The organism is Stecheria intestinalis, assembly GCF_009696165.1.
Lineage (GTDB): Bacteria > Bacillota_I > Bacilli_A > Erysipelotrichales > Erysipelotrichaceae > Bulleidia > Bulleidia intestinalis.
This window is the reverse complement of record NZ_VUMN01000004.1, coordinates 41,648-57,658: the sequence shown is the minus strand read 5'-3', so window position 1 is coordinate 57,658 and position 16,011 is coordinate 41,648. Positions and strand designations below refer to the sequence as shown.

At 46.7% G+C, this 16,011-nt stretch carries 17 protein-coding genes; 4 read left to right on the top strand and 13 right to left on the bottom strand.

Annotation, left to right across the window (positions count from 1 at the left end):
* Positions 1 to 42 precede the first annotated feature (42 nt).
* Positions 43 to 825, bottom strand: a complete 783-nt coding sequence (locus FYJ51_RS02965) for an HAD family hydrolase (RefSeq protein ID WP_154503023.1) — start codon at positions 823 to 825, stop codon at positions 43 to 45.
* Between the two features lie 118 nt (positions 826 to 943).
* Here FYJ51_RS02965 and FYJ51_RS02960 point away from each other — a divergent pair, with 118 nt between their 5' ends.
* Complete coding sequence (locus FYJ51_RS02960; protein ID WP_235897206.1) at positions 944 to 1,654, top strand: YggS family pyridoxal phosphate-dependent enzyme; 711 nt, start codon at positions 944 to 946, stop codon at positions 1,652 to 1,654.
* 7 nt (positions 1,655 to 1,661) lie between these two features.
* Here FYJ51_RS02960 and FYJ51_RS02955 read toward each other — a convergent pair whose 3' ends face one another.
* Positions 1,662 to 3,461 carry a diguanylate cyclase domain-containing protein gene (locus FYJ51_RS02955; protein ID WP_154503021.1) on the bottom strand — a complete coding sequence of 600 codons (1,800 nt, stop codon included), beginning with the start codon at positions 3,459 to 3,461 and terminating at the stop codon, positions 1,662 to 1,664.
* 477 nt (positions 3,462 to 3,938) lie between these two features.
* On the opposite strand from FYJ51_RS02955, the gene FYJ51_RS13470 reads away from it, so the two are divergent.
* From FYJ51_RS13470 to FYJ51_RS02945, 3 genes are all read left to right on the top strand, one after another.
* Positions 3,939 to 4,199, top strand: a complete 261-nt coding sequence (locus FYJ51_RS13470) for an RNA polymerase sigma factor (protein WP_205946142.1) — start codon at positions 3,939 to 3,941, stop codon at positions 4,197 to 4,199.
* The gene (locus tag FYJ51_RS02950; protein WP_205946141.1) at positions 4,081 to 4,431 is read left to right on the top strand and encodes a sigma-70 family RNA polymerase sigma factor; all 351 of its coding nucleotides are present in this window, start codon (positions 4,081 to 4,083) and stop codon (positions 4,429 to 4,431) included. Before FYJ51_RS13470 ends, FYJ51_RS02950 begins: the two co-directional genes overlap by 119 nt.
* Positions 4,432 to 4,516: 85 nt before the next feature.
* The gene (locus FYJ51_RS02945) at positions 4,517 to 5,029 is read left to right on the top strand and encodes a hypothetical protein (protein WP_154503018.1); all 513 of its coding nucleotides are present in this window, start codon (positions 4,517 to 4,519) and stop codon (positions 5,027 to 5,029) included.
* Between the two features lie 41 nt (positions 5,030 to 5,070).
* Here the strand turns inward: FYJ51_RS02945 and FYJ51_RS02940 are convergent, their stop codons facing one another.
* The 11 genes from FYJ51_RS02940 to FYJ51_RS02890 form a co-directional block, all read right to left on the bottom strand.
* The gene (locus tag FYJ51_RS02940) at positions 5,071 to 5,487 is read right to left on the bottom strand and encodes a DUF2871 domain-containing protein (protein WP_154503015.1); all 417 of its coding nucleotides are present in this window, start codon (positions 5,485 to 5,487) and stop codon (positions 5,071 to 5,073) included.
* Positions 5,484 to 6,143 (bottom strand): hypothetical protein, encoded by a 660-nt coding sequence (locus FYJ51_RS02935; protein WP_154503012.1) that lies wholly within the window; start codon positions 6,141 to 6,143, stop codon positions 5,484 to 5,486. Before FYJ51_RS02935 ends, FYJ51_RS02940 begins: the two co-directional genes overlap by 4 nt.
* A gap of 2 nt (positions 6,144 to 6,145) precedes the next feature.
* A complete protein-coding gene (locus tag FYJ51_RS02930) occupies positions 6,146 to 6,733 on the bottom strand; it encodes a TetR/AcrR family transcriptional regulator (RefSeq protein ID WP_154503009.1) in 588 nt (195 codons plus the stop codon).
* Between the two features lie 450 nt (positions 6,734 to 7,183).
* The gene (locus FYJ51_RS13855) at positions 7,184 to 7,453 is read right to left on the bottom strand and encodes a hypothetical protein (RefSeq protein ID WP_328597262.1); all 270 of its coding nucleotides are present in this window, start codon (positions 7,451 to 7,453) and stop codon (positions 7,184 to 7,186) included.
* Between the two features lie 92 nt (positions 7,454 to 7,545).
* Positions 7,546 to 7,716 carry a hypothetical protein gene (locus FYJ51_RS02920; RefSeq protein WP_154503006.1) on the bottom strand — a complete coding sequence of 57 codons (171 nt, stop codon included), beginning with the start codon at positions 7,714 to 7,716 and terminating at the stop codon, positions 7,546 to 7,548.
* Between the two features lie 165 nt (positions 7,717 to 7,881).
* Positions 7,882 to 9,177, bottom strand: a complete 1,296-nt coding sequence (locus FYJ51_RS02915; protein ID WP_154503003.1) for an ATP-binding protein — start codon at positions 9,175 to 9,177, stop codon at positions 7,882 to 7,884.
* A 330-nt stretch (positions 9,178 to 9,507) separates the two neighbouring features.
* Positions 9,508 to 10,863, bottom strand: a complete 1,356-nt coding sequence (locus FYJ51_RS02910) for an ATP-binding protein (RefSeq protein ID WP_205946140.1) — start codon at positions 10,861 to 10,863, stop codon at positions 9,508 to 9,510.
* Positions 10,864 to 11,058: 195 nt separating this feature from the next.
* On the bottom strand, positions 11,059 to 11,352 hold the full coding sequence (locus tag FYJ51_RS02905) for a DUF6462 family protein (protein ID WP_154503000.1): 294 nt from the start codon (positions 11,350 to 11,352) through the stop codon (positions 11,059 to 11,061).
* A 332-nt stretch (positions 11,353 to 11,684) separates the two neighbouring features.
* Positions 11,685 to 13,784, bottom strand: coding sequence for a lysine--tRNA ligase (gene lysS, locus FYJ51_RS02900; protein WP_268892633.1), 2,100 nt, complete (start codon positions 13,782 to 13,784; stop codon positions 11,685 to 11,687).
* A 317-nt stretch (positions 13,785 to 14,101) separates the two neighbouring features.
* Complete coding sequence (locus FYJ51_RS02895) at positions 14,102 to 14,959, bottom strand: carbohydrate ABC transporter permease (protein WP_205946139.1); 858 nt, start codon at positions 14,957 to 14,959, stop codon at positions 14,102 to 14,104.
* A gap of 12 nt (positions 14,960 to 14,971) precedes the next feature.
* Positions 14,972 to 15,895, bottom strand: coding sequence for a carbohydrate ABC transporter permease (locus FYJ51_RS02890; RefSeq protein ID WP_154502994.1), 924 nt, complete (start codon positions 15,893 to 15,895; stop codon positions 14,972 to 14,974).
* Positions 15,896 to 16,011: the final 116 nt, after the last annotated feature.

Genomic DNA, 16,011 nt, shown 5'->3' with positions numbered 1-16,011 from the left:
TCAAAAAAGATAGCCTCTCAGCTATCTCCCGTATTCAGGATCTCAGAGAATATTCAATTCTCTGAAGAATTGAGTGATCCCTTCTTCCTTCACCGAAGGACACACATATGACGCAGCATTCCTGACCTCGTCCGTGCTGTTTCCCATCGCCACTCCCATTCCGACGCTCTTCAGCATCGGAATATCATTTCCCCCATCGCCGAAGGCAATTGCCTGATCTCTGCTCAGATGGAAGAAAGACAGAATCTTCTCCACTCCGATATTCTTTCCTGATCCCTTCGGAATGATATCCACTGCTCTGGGCCACCAGGCAGTAATCTCAGCACCCTTCACACCCTTGAGCACTGAATCATATTCCTCTCTGACGCAGCCGCACATGATCTGATAAACTTCTTCTTTTTCCAGGAATGAATCAAAGTCATCGCTCTTCTTCAGAGTCTGTTTTGAAATTGCAAAATAATCAATCAGATTCTGATCTGCCCCGTTGCACACCAGACGATCTCTTCCTGCTGCCACACAAGGATGATGAATCCTTGCAGCATTCCTAACAATCTTCTCTGCATCCGCAGAAGGAATCGCATGCGAATGAATCAGAATCCCTCTGCTGTCATAGCAATAAGACCCGTTGAAGGTCATATATGCATCAAATGACACTCCTTCAAACACCGGCACCCGGAACGGCGGCCTTCCCGTCGCAATCACCAGAAGAATTCCCTTCTCGTGCAAAGTAATTAACGTCTGCCGCATAGTCTCAGTCATCTTCTTCCAGTCCATATCGACCAGAGTTCCATCAATATCAAAGAAAGCAATCTGAATCTCTCTCATGGCGTTAGCAAGTTTGTCTCCCGGATCCATTATATCGATGAAACAGCGATCTGCAGAACACCATCTCTGCGACTCTCAGATTGTACTAAGATGAATAAAGGAACAGGAGGGATCTGCTTTGGAAATCACAGATGAACAATTGAGATCAAACTTGAAATCAGTTCAGCATCGAATCTCTGATGCCTGCCTGAGAGCAGGCAGAGACCCTTCTGAAGTAAAGCTGATTGCAGTCTCCAAGACCAAACCGGTTCATGATATTGAAGTGCTGGAAGAAGCAGGACAGCTCTCCTTCGGAGAGAACTACGTCCAGGAACTGCATGCCAAGCAGGCAGAGCTCAGCAGAAAAACAGAGTGGCATATGATCGGCCATCTTCAGCGTAACAAAGTCAGGTACCTCATCGGCACTGTCGCATTGATTCATTCTGTTGACTCCATTGTGCTTGCCGAACAGATCGAGAAAGAAGCCGCAAAGAAAAACAGGATGATGAACATCCTGATGGAAATCAATATTGCCGAAGAAGAAACCAAATGGGGCTTCCGGAAAGAAGAAGCAGAAGCAGTTGCAGAACAGATTGCTGCGTTTCCTCACCTCAGACTGAAAGGGCTCATGACCTCTGCGCCGAAAACAGATTGTCCTGAAACAAACCGAATTTATTTCCGGAATATGAAAAGCCTGGCAGATCAGATTGCCAGGCAGAAGATTCCCGGAGTATCCATGGGCATTCTTTCCATGGGAATGACCCAGGACTTTGAAATTGCCATCGAAGAAGGATCAACCATGGTCCGGATCGGAACCGGGCTCTTCGGTGAAAGAACCTATTCACGATGATCCAGAGCTATTTCTCTGCAGAATGTAATTGTTCTGCTTCCTGGCAGTTCTTTTCGATCAGACAGCCAAGATCCTCCATATCCTGAAGAACAACATAGTAAATCTCGCCGAAATGCTCATCCGGCACCAGTCTGCCCATATCCAGAACATGCTTGATCTTCCCGGTTTTCGTGATGATCCGATAAGAAATATAATCCTCGAATCCCGTATCTTTCTGCGGATTCCGTTTCCGGTCATTCCGGATCTGATCCAGAATGTCTTTTTCAACACGCTCGACATCGTCCGGATGAATCATTCTGCGGAAACTGCCGCCGGTATACTGCAGAAAATCTTCATAGCTGCTGCATTCATACAGTCGGATCAGATGATTGTTTCCGAACAGAATCTTCTCGGTTTCATCTGCCTGATAAATCAGGAACGCACCCGGCATGCCGGAAGCCATCTTCTCGACATTGAATCCAAGCCGGTCTCTGCGGGCAGTCGAAATCTCAGGATGATAGCCGATCGTCGTATTCTTCCCATGAAGCTTTGCCTCATAGAGCGCATTATCCATGACCCGCATCAGATCTTCCCGGTTGCTCGCCTGGGAAGGATAATGGGCATAGCCCGCAGATACCGTAAACGTATGAATTTCTCCATCCGAAGTAAACTCAATTTTCTGCTTCAGTGCACTCATAATCTGCTTCGCAGAAAGACCCGGACTCTGATTTCTCAGAATCACGCAGAACTCATCTCCGCCCGTTCTTCCGATCAAAGCATTCGGAAACGAAACACGCAGATACGCCGCAATGCGGCAAAGTGCAGCATCGCCTGCAAGATGTCCATATAGATCATTGATCAGCTTGAAATCATCCAGATCCAGGAATACTCCAGTCATTTGCTTTGTCTCTGGATCCGCAATCCACTGATCCAGATGAAGAATCAGTCCGCCCCGATTTGCGATTCCTGTAAGGGAATCCTGATAAGCAATCTGCTCAAGTTCCCGGTTCTTATTCGTCAATTCCTCCCGGTATTGAGAAAAATAATGTGCCATGGTCAGGATCGTAGTCCCCGCCATGATAATGGAGCCGATCAGAACAATCCGAAACAGCACCGGGACCAGCTCTGACCGCTGCTGATTCTCATAGGAGGTGATCGTATCCAGCTCCTCCCCCTTGCAGATTACCCAGTCATAATCCGGGTACAGCCTCAGGTAAGTGATTTTTTCAATGCTCTTTCCGGTGGAATTGTCTGGAAAGAAATATCTCTGAAACCCGCTCCCGTAAGTCTTTGCAATCTCGAGTTCTTCTTTATAAGGAGTATTCCCCCTGGCATCCTTGGTTTCCGTAGAAAGATACTCTCCCTCAGTTTCCGGAAAGCCAGGATGGATCAGCCGAATCGCATACCTGTCACCGCCATCATAATTCAGGATCTGATTCACCCACATATACTGGCCGGCACTGAAACGATCAGAATAGATCTTCTCATGGAATTCTTTCTGAACTTGTGCATGGACTTCTTCTTCCGTCATCCCCGCTGCCTTCAGAACTTCCCGGCGCCGATCCAGGTCCTTGATTGCATTATCTACCGAAGACTTCAGATCATCTTCTTCATTTTCAAGAATACTATTGAAGACAAGCTCTGAATTCTTCCTGATCAGGACCATCGAACCTGCCAGCATGATTCCGTTCAGCTCCAGGAGAATCACCAGCAGAAACAGTAATCCCCGAACTTTTTCCTTCTGACCGAAGCCGACCTTATTCAGGAATCTGCGGAAAGATCTGTATGTGTTCTCGGATGATAAATTCTTATTCCCGTCATTTTTCATGACAGACTCTCCTTCAAAGTCAGAACGAAACTGACTAGATTCTCCCGVCAATTCCAGGCAATCAAGATCTTTCTTCTTTGCCTGTCACAGCATAGCAAAAGTATATTCCAGCATGCCCTTCACAAGCAAGCATTCCACCAGCAAAACCGGCAGAAGCTGCCCCGGTATTCCATAACTCAGGACCAGGAACTGAAGTCCTGGAAAAGAAATATCTCAGCCTTTTCTCTTAACGAGAGAAAGATGGCACAGCAGATATTCTTTCTTCATGCATCCTTTGCCAAGGACGATGAAAACTTCAGGCGCTGCTGCAGAAAGATCTGTTATGCTCTGATTCATGCAGAAACACGATTTCTATCTAATTCACTTTCTCCCGCTCGAAACAGGAATTCTTTATTTTTATTCGTTCTGCAGTGAACCGATCTTCCCTCTGAAACGTATTATAGGTGAAGGATCCTTCAGAGAAAGCAGAACCAGAAGATGAGATGCACAGCAGAATATCTAGCAGAAACCTATCAGCAGAACCTGTTCCGGGCAGCCCTGTCCATCACGCACAACGTGCAGGATGCGGAAGATGCAGTCCAGAATACCTATCTGAAATACCTGAAAACCAATACAGAGTTTGAAAGCGAAAGAACACATTCGGGCATGGCTCTTTCGAACTGTATCCAATCAGGCAAAAGACACCCTCAGAACCTTCTGGCACAGGAATCGCACTTCCCTGGAAGACTGGATGAATGACCTTGAATTCGAAACCCCGGAAGACAGATCACTTGCCGAAGCAGTCCTCAATCTTCCATGGAAATACAGCAGCGTCATCCACCTGTATTACTACGAAGACTATTCCGTGAAACAAATTGCCAGTATTCTGTCTGTCTCAGAAAGCGCCGTCAAGCACCGCCTTCAGAAAGGCAGAGCAGCCCTGAAAACAGAACTTGAAAAAGAAAACACGGAGGAATTGATCCATGAATGAAGACGAATTCAGAGAAAGATATCAGCGCGCATTCTCATCAATCCATGCAGACAAAGATTTCAGAATCAACCTGGAGGAGAATCCCATGAAAGCAGAACACATCAGATGGAACAAAGGACTCGCTGCGGCATGCACCGCTGCAGCTATTGCATTAGGCGGAGCAACTGTCTATGCGCAGAATATCGGCGGAATCCAGAGAAAGATGCAGATCTGGGTAGACGGAGAGCTGACTACGGCAACCGTAGACCTCAATGAGGAAGGCAGCTATACCATCTATGATGGGAAAGGAAATGAAGTCGGAGGCGGCGGAGGCGTTGCATATGACGGACTGCTGAATCAGGAACGCCCTTTAACCGCTGAAGAAATGGCGAAAGAAATTGCAGATCAGATCACGCTGGATGAAAGTGACGGACACTATTATCTATGCTGGCATAACAAGAAGATCGACATCACCGATGACTTCGGAGAAGACCACTATGCGTATCTGACTCTTGTGGATGGATCTGAAACCCTCTATGTCACCATCAATCAGGACGGTTCCTATTCCACCAGCCCGGATCGCTATATGATCCCCGGAAAAGACTTCAGCACCAGATGACAAAGCATGGCCCATCAGGGCCATGCTTTATTCTTCTCTCTCTAATTCTTTTCTGCAGCCCGTTTCAGAGTCACTAACAGCAGAAGCAATCCGATGCTCAGCAGAATATGTCCGATTCCGGCAATTCCCGAAATTGCCGCATCTGCACCTGCAGAAAGTGCAGTTTCCTTCACCTGAATGATGCCGCGTACCAGCATCATCAGGACCGTCAGCGGCAGTCCGATATTATAAATCAGGAAGAACCTGCGGAAGCTCTTTTCCTTCTCCAGATCCATCTGCCTGGAAAACAATGCAACCAGCAGGAACACCATCATGCCAAGCATAAACAGATGTGCATGAACCTTTGACAGCATCGTGATCCCGGAGAAATGATTCAGCTTCGTAAACTCCCGATAGAACACTCCTCCAGCCATTGCCGCAATCGCATACCCCATTGCAAGGTTCAGATACTTCTTCATTTCATTTCTCCCTTCATAGCCTGATAGCCAATCCATACGGTCCAGATATAAGCACATGTTTTCGGAATCATCAGCATTCCCACTGCCGGATACTGCTGTGCAAACAGCACCACCGGAATATAGAAGCCGAAACTCAGCACGATCGTCAGCCACATCCAGCGAAATGGAGCATCCTCATGCGACCGCTGATAGAACAGAACAATGATCACCAATCCCAGCAGCGCAAACGGAATATTGCGGAAAATGCCCCAGGCAAGCGGCGGATTCACGCTGGTCCACGCATTCTGCTTCAGAAGACACAGGACTGTCCGGACTGCCGCCAGCAGCCATATGGTCACACTCAGCCCCCTTCTTCCCTGGATCTGATACCGCTCACGCCAGACATAATACAGCAGCACATAGAATACCGTCATCGTGATCGAAGTTATCTGTTTTCCGATTCCAAGTGCCACTGCATGTGCCTCAAACCCATCCGTGCAGAGAGCAATCATGCGCGGAATCAGATGAAACGCATCCCCTGCGCCAAGCACCACCGCCATGATTCCGAACAAGGTATACTGCTTTCTTCCATCCGCCTTTCTCAGCATCAGAATCCCCAGCGTCGCAACCAGAACCAGATAAACCACATCAAATGCAGATTCAAATACCGCTCTCATCTCTATTTCCCTCTTTCCATCTTCTTTTCAGGCTCATACAGCGTCCTGCTGATCATCTCTATCAGCACATCGCAGTCATCATGTCCCCGTAAAAGAAGCTCAATCATGCTTTCCAGAACATAATTCAGAAAACCATCTTTCGTAAATGACTCATCAAACGCATCTGGACGAACCAGCGGATCATGAATCAGAACAGTCCGGAAGGAAGACAGAATCCGATCCAGATAGCGCATCATCGTCTCTCTCGCTTCGCTGCGCCCATCTTCCGAAACACTCACCGAATGAATCGTGAAGAAATTCGGATATGTCTGAATCCCCTGATGCAGACGTCTAAAGCATCTGTGCACATATTCAGGGAATGAAGATTCCTCAAGCTGAGAATCCTCCAGACGGAACAGATCTGACCATACGCTCTCAATCGTCGCAATGACCAATGCGTTCTTCGACGGAAAATAATAGTAAAGTGAACCTAGTCCCATTCCGCACGCTTCAGCAACCGTCCGCATATTCAGCGCAGACAGCCCTTTATGCTGAACAATTTCGCGGCAATGCTTCAGGATTTCTTCTCTGGACGCAAAATGTACAGGCATTTCTCCTCCTTTTCGAACATTGTTCGAAAAGAGTTTAGCACCCGCAGTTTCATTGTCAAGAAAGATGCCAGTTCAGAACCCTAGTTCTTCCCGAAAGGACCCTGATAGGAGCAAGATGATCTGCCCCGGTTTCCGCAAAAGAATCTTGCAGCTGAAGCCCTGCCGATCGCCATCCCTCTGTCATAGCGGGTCCTGATCGTCCGCTGATGCCTCATTCTGTTTAAAGCAGAACAGGAGAAACCAGGCAAGAACACAAAATGCACTTCCTTTCAGATTGGTTCCGAAAAGGAAGTGCATTGAGACTGTCTTCAGTGATGCCGAAGAATCAATACTGCTTCGCACCCGCCGGGATGTGGTTATCGACCATCAGAAGATGCAATTCTTCTTCTCCATTGCGATCAGAGTCTTGCCGACCAGCTCTTCCGGATCATAATACGCGTGAATACCGCTTTAAATCACGCGATCCGTGCCCGTACCGTCATCCAGAACGAACTTTAAGAGCTTCTTGGACTTAGGAACTGCTGAGCATTCTTTTACCTTCACTGCCCGGAAATCAGACTTGCTGAATGTATCGAAATCCACCTGATCTGCAAACAGCGGTTCAATCTTCACCCCGGAAAAATCAATCTTGTCATTCGGGGCAAAGAAGCCATGATCCTGAGGCTTCTCTGTCTCAGTCTTTTCTTCAGATGGTCTGCTGTCTCCTTCTCTTGGCTTCATCGTCGGGAATCCATTTCCGATATTGTTTTGATGATCTGTTCCCGCCTGTTATCATGGTTTTCGTCCCGGTGCTGCCTGAAATCGACTGCCTGTCACCATGGTTTATTGTTGATCTCCTGCCATGCGCCCGTTGTCAATTTGTTGTACATCGAATCCATTGTTACAGAGTGTTGTACTTCCCAGTTCTGCCTCATGCCAGAATCAATCACCACATCTGCAGGCAAATCATCTGGCGGAATCGTCCAGGCGCGGCGTTCTGCCAAAGACACATTCCTATTCCATATTGTGCCTTGTGACGACTTGCTCTCCTTCATTTCTGATTATAAGAGGCCGGACGGAAAATGCCGAATACTTTCGTGTCAGAATTCCTGACATTCAGTTTTTCATAGATCATCGATGCTTCAGGTTATTTCTACGGAAACGTAATTTTATTTTAATATATCTTCATTCAAAAGGAACTGTTCTATTCCAAGATAGACGATCCCATTTTCATCCTGCCATGGTTTAAGATAATCCCTCACAACCACAATTTTACTGAAAGAATCAGGTATACGCTTCAAAGATGCGATTTCCTGCTCCTTCTTCTCCGGGTCAGCAATCGATAAGGCCGACTGTATATAGAATCGTTTTTCGCCCTTATTAACAACAAAATCCACTTCAAGCTGTTTACGGATTTTCTTTCCAGCAGAATCTTTCGTGTTGTATTCTACCACCCCGATATCAACATCCATGCCCCTTCGGATCAGATCATTGTACAGCACATTTTCCATAATATGTGTTTCCTCTAATTGTCTGAATCCTAATCTGGCATTTCTAAGTCCCAGATCCGTATAATAATACTTTGCCGGTGTTCCGATATATTTTCTGCCTTTAATATCATAACGAACAGCCTTTTCAATCAGGAATGCTTCCTCAAAATAACCGATATATTTTTCAATCGTTTCAGACCCAATAGCAATCTGTCTCTCACTCTTAAAAGTGTTGGAAAGCTTGGTCGGATTGGTAAGCGAGCCAATTCCAGACGCCAGAATGTCCAGAAGAATCGACAACACGGCGGCATCATTCTTTATCTCGTGGCGTTCCAAGACATCTTTAATATAAGTCCTGTCGAACAGGTCTTTCAAATACCGGCTCTTTTCTTCATGTGTTTCAAGCGATGTAACAAAAGGCATACCGCCATAAGTATAGTAATCCTGCCAGGCACCGCGTTTATCGCCTTTGTACTCACGATAAAATTCTGCAAAAGAAAGAGGATACACCCGTATCTCATCGCCCCTGTCTCTAAACTGCGTCAGGATATCGGAAGACAGCATTCTTGAATTGCTTCCGGTCACGTACACATCTGCATTTTTCATTTGCATAAAACCGAGGACAACATCGATAAAGGATATCCTGGCATCGGGGTTATCAACATAAGGGTTTTGTATTTCAGCAACAAACTGAATCTCATCGATAAAAATATAATATTTTTCCCCATCTGCAATCATCCGATCCCTTACATATTTATCAAGTTCGATTGGATTACGATACTTTGCATTTTCCAACACATCCAATGCCAAAGCTATGATATGATCCGCATGAATTCCTTCTCTTATAAGCCAGTCACGGTATAGCTGAAAAAGCAGGACAGATTTGCCGCTTCGGCGAATCCCTGTTATGATCTTTATCCGCCCATTGTCCTTTTTCGATATGATCTCGTTCAGATACTGCTCTCTCTGATACATGCGCTGTTACCTCATTATATTTTTGCGGATATCCGCATTTTTTTCACGTATATTATATCGCTTATCCTATCGCGCATCAATATCATTCATGATATTTTTGCGGATATCCGCATTTTATTAATATGTCTCTCAAGAAGATCCGAGCAAGCCCTTCCTCTGAAAATGTCTGTACGCGAAAAAGGCACTCCCTTTCAGATTGATTCTGAAAAAAAGTGCCTTGAGGTTTTAGAAATTTGAGATTAATACAGCTTCTCGCCGGTCGGGAAATGCCGAATACTTTCGTGTCAGAATTTCTGTCATTCGTTTTTCTCCGGAATGCCATTCTTTTTATCAATGAATCAGGCTTTCCGGATCAAGCATAAAATCCATAATGCCGATTACAAATATCCCATCTTCTGTCCGCCAAGGTTTGATATGATCCTTTACCACAATGATTTTTTTGAAATTATCCCTAATGTGATTCAGAGATTTGCTCTCCTGCAGCGTCTTCTCCTGCGTATCCAGATGAAGCGCAGACTGTATATAATACCGATTACTGCCTTCATTGCATACGAAGTCCACTTCTGTGCTTTTTCGCCTGCCTTGTTCGCGGATTTCGACAACTCCCACGTCGACATGATATCCGCGGAACAACAGTTCATTATACAGTGCATTTTCCATTAAATGGGTTTCTTCCTGCTGCCTGAAATTCAATCTGGCATTTCTTAAGCCCAGATCCGTAAAGTAATACTTCTGAGGGGTACTGATATATTTTCGTCCTTTGATATCATAGCGTTCCGCCCTGCTCACAATAAATGCGTCTTCCAAATAAGAAAGATAAGAGCTTATCGTATTCAATGAGAGTGCTTTCTCGCCATTACTTCTAAATGTGTCATATATTTTCTGCGGATTTGTCAGGGAACCGACCGAAGAAGCGAGAACATTTACCAGGGAGTCCAATATGTCCTTTCTTCTTATATCATATCGCTCGAGTATATCTCTAAAATATACCTGTTCAAACAGATTTTTCAGATATGCAGCCTTGTCTTGTTCCTCCTGTATAGAGATAACAAAAGGCATCCCGCCATATGTCATATACTCATTCCAGGCATCATACTTGTCTTCTATACCACATGCGGGGAGATACTCGGAAAAAGAGAGCGGCTGCACCCGGATCTGATCTCCCCTCCCGCGGAATTCTGTAATGATGTCGGATGACAAAAATCTGGAATTGCTACCTGTTACGTAAACGTCAAGGTTTTTTTCATAAAGCAAGCCGTTTAAGATATATTCAAAATCATCAACCAGCTGTATTTCATCCAGAATGATGTAGTACATCTGTTCATCTTTGACAAAGGAACGAATATATTGATCAAACGCATGGGGATCGTGATAATACCTGCGATTTGATTCTCTGTCCAGTTCGATCTTTATAATATGATCTTCCCGGATTCCTTCCGACAACAGGTAATTTCGAAAGATCGGATCCAGAAGGTAAGATTTACCGCTTCTCCGGATTCCGGTAATCACTTTGATAAGCCCGTTTTCACGGCGTCTGATCAATCTGTTCAGATAGATGTCGCGCTTGATTTCTTTCATATTTCCACCTTTAAATGAAGATTTTTGACATTTGCTGCATTTTTCTTCAATAGCAGTATATCGCTCCTGCATCATTTCCACCAGCATCTGATGAAGTTTTTTGTCCATTTAGATGTTTTTCTTCATTAATTTTGCGGACGGGAAAGAACCTTTCAGTCATTCTTGTGCTGAAGTGGCATTTCTCCTAGCAGCGTCTCCAGGTTCCAGCAAAAAAATGGAAGCACAATCTGCACTAGAAACTGTGCCTGGCAAATTCCAGATCCTCATCGTCCAGCCGATCCGAGAACATCCAGATTTTCCCGCTCAATTCTTTTCCTCCTTCCGCTTTCGCTCCGCCTTGCTCAACCCGCGTTTTCCGATTCCCTTGGTCTTCTCATGAAAATTATCCAGATAGGCATCGAAGATATCGCGGTTGATCAGAACCGTTCCTTCCATCCGGTACAGCGCTCCTTCCCGATCGGCAAGCTCGATGAGCTTGCGGTGTGAAATGCTGTACACGACCTCCGCTTCCTGGTAGCGGAGAAACTTTTTCCAGAGCTTCTTCATCTCCTCCTGGACTTCTCTTGGTCTTGTGATGTCCTGATACTCCTGTTCCATACGTTTCCTCCTTGTGGATTTGCGGGCAGATGCCCGGATGATAAACATCTGCGTCATCGGGCTGCTATTCAAACAGAGATGTAAGGCATCCTGACCTCTTTTCCTGCTGTCTGCACGCAAAAAGGCACCCCTTCGCAGATTGATTCTGAAAAGGAGTGCCTTGAAGTTTTTTGGAACTGGGATTATGTGTCAGACTTAATACGGTCAACTGTTANGATGTACCGTTATTTGACTTTCAGCTGCACAAATGCTGTAAATCCGGTGTCACTGCAGCAAATCAGCTTGGATTTGCTGTCAGAATCTGCAGGTTTCCGCCTGTGATTTTCTCCGGATTAATACAGTTTTGCACCGGCAGGAATGTGGTTGTCCACGATCAGGAGATGAAGTTCTTCTTCTCCATTCCTGTCATTTACTGCACTTAGCAGCATGCCGCAGGAATCGATGCCCATCATGGACCTCGGCGGCAGGTTCACAATTGCGATCAGGGTCTTGCCAACCAGCTCTTCCGGCTCATAGTATGCATGAATGCCAGAGAGAATGATGCGGTCCGTGCCCGTCCCGTCATCCAGGACGAACTTTAAGAGCTTCTTGGATTTCGGAACCGCAGAGCATTCCTTGACTTTCACTGCCCGGAAATCAGACTTGCTGAACGTATCAAAATCAACCTGATCTGCAAACAGCGGTTCAATCTTCACGCCGGTAAAATCAATCTTATCATTCGGAGCAAAGAAACCCTGATCTTCGGATTTCTCCGGCTCAGTCTTTTCTTCCGCTGTTCTGCTGTCTCCTTCTCTTGGCTTCATCGTCGGGAACAGGAGAACGTCTCTGATCGAATCGCACCCGGTCAGCAGCATCACGAATCGATCAATGCCGAAGCCGATGCCGCCAGTCGGAGGCAGACCATATTCCAGTGCTTCGACATAGTCTTCATCCATCTCAGAAGCTTCTTCATCTCCAAGCTTCTTCGCTTCGAGCTGTGCTTCGAACCGCTTCTTCTGGTCAATCGGATCATTGAGCTCTGTGAAGGCATTATCCATTTCAATGCCGCAAATCTCCAGTTCAAAGCGCTGGGTAAAGCGAGGATCATCCGGATTCTTCTTGGCCAGCGGAGAAATCTCAATCGGATGCCCCCAGATGAAGGTCGGCTGAACGATCTTGTCTTCGCAGAACTGATCAAAGAACAGACTGATGATATTGCCGACCGTGCGCTGATGAGGCTCGACTTCAACGTTATGCTCTTTCGCCAGCTTCAGTGCATCTTCCACACTCATCGGCTGCCAGAAGTCGACACCGGTCACTTCCTTGACAGCATCTACCATGTTCCATCTCTTGAACGGAGCCTTCAGAGAAATCTGCTGACCCATGAATTCAAAGTCTGTCTTTCCGAACACTTCCATGGCGACAGATTCATAGAGATTCTCATTGAGTTCCATCATTCCGGAAAGATCAGAATAAGCACAATACGCTTCCATCGTCGTGAATTCCGGATTATGCTTCAGATCCATGCCCTCATTCCGGAATACCCGGCCGATTTCATAGACCTTCTCGAGATCGCCGACAATCAGACGCTTCAATGGGAGCTCCGTGGCAATGCGCAGATAGAAATCCTTGTCCAGCGCATTATGATGCGTGATGAACGGCTTTGCATTTGCTCCCCCGAGAATCGGCTGCAGAATCGGGGTTTCAACCTCAATATATCCCTGGCTGTCCATATAGTGACGGATCGCCGAAATGATCCGCGGGCGCAGAATCGCGATCCTGCGGCTGTCATCATTCATGATCAGATCCAGATATCTTCTGCGATAGCGCTCTTCCTTGTCAGTCAGTCCATGATACTTCTCCGGCAGCGGGCGCAATGCCTTGCTGAGATGGGTATACTCATGCACCTCGATGGAAAGCTCGCCGGTCTGCGTTTTGATGACTCTGCCCTTGACGCCGATGATATCGCCGAGATCAGCCATCTTGAACAGATTGTAGATATCTTCTCCGACAATGCGTTCATTCACGACTGCCTGAATCCTGCCATCGCGGTCCAGCAGATGCATGAATCCGAGCTTGCCCATGCGGCGCTTGGACATGATGCGCCCGGCAATGGATACTTCGGCATTCTTCTCATTCAGCTCTTCGGCAGTCATGCCGCCATACTGAGCAAAGATTTCAGAAGACTCATGCGTACGCTTGTAAGCATGTCCGAAAGGATCAATGCCCATCTTCCGCAGTTCTTCCATCTTCTCTCTTCTGGAAGCCTCCTGGTCGGTCAGCGAAAGCTCTTCAGCATTCTCCGCCAGCTTTGCAATCTTATCTTTGACTTTATTCTTCTTTTCTTCTGCCTCCTTGCGTTTTGCAGCAAGTTCCGGATGGGCAGCTTCAAATGCCTTGCGGCGCTCTTCCTTGAGTCTGGCCTTTTCTTCTTTTGTCATTTCTTCAGACATATCCAATCCCTCCATGTATAAAAGACTCTCATCGTCAGGGACGAGAGTCATTCGTGGTACCACCCTGCTTCGCATCATGCGGATCATGATGCCTCATTGTGCCATAACGCCGGTCTGCGGTATGCTCCGGAGTTCTTTCCCTGATCTCTGTCCTGTCTTCCTTTCACCAGACGGAAGCTCTCTGCTTCAGAACCAATTGAAATCAGGCCTTCTCCTTCATTGCGCCGGATTCATTCTAACATGGTTTCCTTCCATTTCAACGGAAAGAAAAAAGACTGCGACAGTGCACAGTCTTCTTTCAATAGGAGGAAATAATGCTATTCCTTGACACCGCCGGCAGCCACGCCGCCGACAATGTTCTTGGACAGAAACAGATAAACAAGGATAACCGGGAAGATCGAGAACGAGATCATCATGTACACCTGGCCCATATCGAACTTCAGGAAGTCTGCAGAGCGCAGCTGAGCAATCAGAATCGGCAGGGTCTTCATCGTATCCTTATGCAGGATCAGTGCCGGCGTGAAGTAGTTGTTCCAGGAAGAAACAAACGTGAAGATTGCCTGGACTGCAATTGCCGGCTTCATCAGCGGAAGCACAATCTGGTTGAACGTCATAAACTCACTTGCCCCGTCAATTCTCGCCGCCTCAATCAGAGAAATCGACAGGTTCGAATCCATGTACTGCTTCAGGTAGAAGAAGACAGCCGGAGCCGCAATGCTCGGAATGATCAGCGGAACGAAGTTATCCATCAGGCCCATCTTATTGACAAGATTGATGAATCCCAATGCCGTGACCTGTGTCGGAATCGTCATGATCGCGAGGATGAACGTGAAGATCGCTTTCTTGCCTTTGAAGTTATAGGCATGAATCGCATACGCAGTCATCGTCGAGAAATAAGTACACAGCAATGCACTGCATCCTGCGATGATCACGGAATTGCGCATACCGGACCATACCGGCTGAGTGCTGTGCATCAGGTTGTACCAGTTCTCGAACAGATGGGAACTCGGCACTGCCGAGAAGCCGCGGCTTAATTCAGAGTTGCTGCGGGTTGCGTTGATGAACAGGATATAGAACCAGACCAGGCAGAGAAACGACAGCAGGATCAGCACGATATATGCAACGGTTCTTCTGCCATGAACGGAATTCTTTTCAGGCTTGCTATTGTCAGTCATATTCATGCCTCCTTATCTGGCCTTCTTCACATTGTCTGCATACGAAATCTTATAGACAATGAGACTCAGAATACCGGTAATGATGAACAGGATCACCGACAGCGCGCCAGCCATGCCATAGTTCTTGCTGTAAAGATGCTTGTTCAGATACATGATCAGCGTCATCGATGTTCTTGCCGGATCGCCGCTGCCATTGGTCAGGATCTGCGGCACATCGAACATCTGCAGGCCGCCGATCAATGAAGTGATCAGCACATAGACCAGAATCGGTCTCAGAATCGGAAGCGTGATCTTCCAGAAGATCTGATTGGCCGTTGCACCATCGATCTCAGCCGCCTCAAACAGCGACTGATCAATGCCCATCATGCCCGCCATCAGCAGAATCGTCGTATTGCCGAACCACATGACGAAGTTCATGAAGGCAACCAGCGTTCGGACTGCACCAACACTGTTCATAAACGAGAAGGGCTCGCTCAGAATTCCAGCCTGGACCAGAAGACTGTTGATCGGTCCGGTATCTGCAAACAGCGTGAAGAACAGCATGGAGAATGCGGATGCCATGATCAGATTCGGCAGGTAGATAACCGTCTTGAAGAATCTCTGTGCCTTGAGCTTCAAAGACGGATCCGTGAACCACGCTGCTAATAACAGCGAGAAGAAGATCTGCGGAATGAAGCCGCCGATCCACATGATCATCGTATTGCCCGAATACTTCAGCAGATCCTGATTGGCAAACAGAGTCTGATAGTTAGCAAATCCGATGAAATTCGGACCGATCTGCTTCAGACCAGACCGATAGTTCTCAAAGAAACTGTTATAGATGGTAGTGACTAACGGAATCAGCTGAAATACCACATAAGTCGCCGCAAACGGAATCAGGAAGATGTATCCCCAGCGATTGACATCCTTCTTCTTTTTCGCAATGGTCTTTTCCATAGTCTTATTCCCCTCACTTCGAATGCTTCTTAAAGTCAGATCGAATCAGAGATTCAGTCTGGCTTTAAGAAATCAGAGCCCGTCCGCCAGGGCAGGCTCTGATTCATGATTCGTCA

Excerpts from the sequence above, each read along its gene's own strand:
- FYJ51_RS02965 (WP_154503023.1), bottom strand. The coding sequence starts at position 825 with ATGAGAGAGATTCAGATTGCTTTCTTTGATATTGATGGAACTCTGGTC.
- FYJ51_RS02955 (WP_154503021.1), bottom strand. The coding sequence starts at position 3,461 with ATGAAAAATGACGGGAATAAGAATTTATCATCCGAGAACACATACAGA.
- FYJ51_RS13470 (WP_205946142.1), top strand. The coding sequence starts at position 3,939 with ATGAGATGCACAGCAGAATATCTAGCAGAAACCTATCAGCAGAACCTG.
- FYJ51_RS02945 (WP_154503018.1), top strand. The coding sequence starts at position 4,517 with ATGAAAGCAGAACACATCAGATGGAACAAAGGACTCGCTGCGGCATGC.
- FYJ51_RS02940 (WP_154503015.1), bottom strand. The coding sequence starts at position 5,487 with ATGAAGAAGTATCTGAACCTTGCAATGGGGTATGCGATTGCGGCAATG.
- FYJ51_RS02935 (WP_154503012.1), bottom strand. The coding sequence starts at position 6,143 with ATGAGAGCGGTATTTGAATCTGCATTTGATGTGGTTTATCTGGTTCTG.
- FYJ51_RS02930 (WP_154503009.1), bottom strand. The coding sequence starts at position 6,733 with ATGCCTGTACATTTTGCGTCCAGAGAAGAAATCCTGAAGCATTGCCGC.
- FYJ51_RS13855 (WP_328597262.1), bottom strand. The coding sequence starts at position 7,453 with ATGAAGCCAAGAGAAGGAGACAGCAGACCATCTGAAGAAAAGACTGAG.
- FYJ51_RS02915 (WP_154503003.1), bottom strand. The coding sequence starts at position 9,177 with ATGTATCAGAGAGAGCAGTATCTGAACGAGATCATATCGAAAAAGGAC.
- FYJ51_RS02910 (WP_205946140.1), bottom strand. The coding sequence starts at position 10,863 with ATGGACAAAAAACTTCATCAGATGCTGGTGGAAATGATGCAGGAGCGA.
- FYJ51_RS02905 (WP_154503000.1), bottom strand. The coding sequence starts at position 11,352 with ATGGAACAGGAGTATCAGGACATCACAAGACCAAGAGAAGTCCAGGAG.
- lysS (WP_268892633.1), bottom strand. The coding sequence starts at position 13,784 with ATGTCTGAAGAAATGACAAAAGAAGAAAAGGCCAGACTCAAGGAAGAG.
- FYJ51_RS02895 (WP_205946139.1), bottom strand. The coding sequence starts at position 14,959 with ATGACTGACAATAGCAAGCCTGAAAAGAATTCCGTTCATGGCAGAAGA.
- FYJ51_RS02890 (WP_154502994.1), bottom strand. The coding sequence starts at position 15,895 with ATGGAAAAGACCATTGCGAAAAAGAAGAAGGATGTCAATCGCTGGGGA.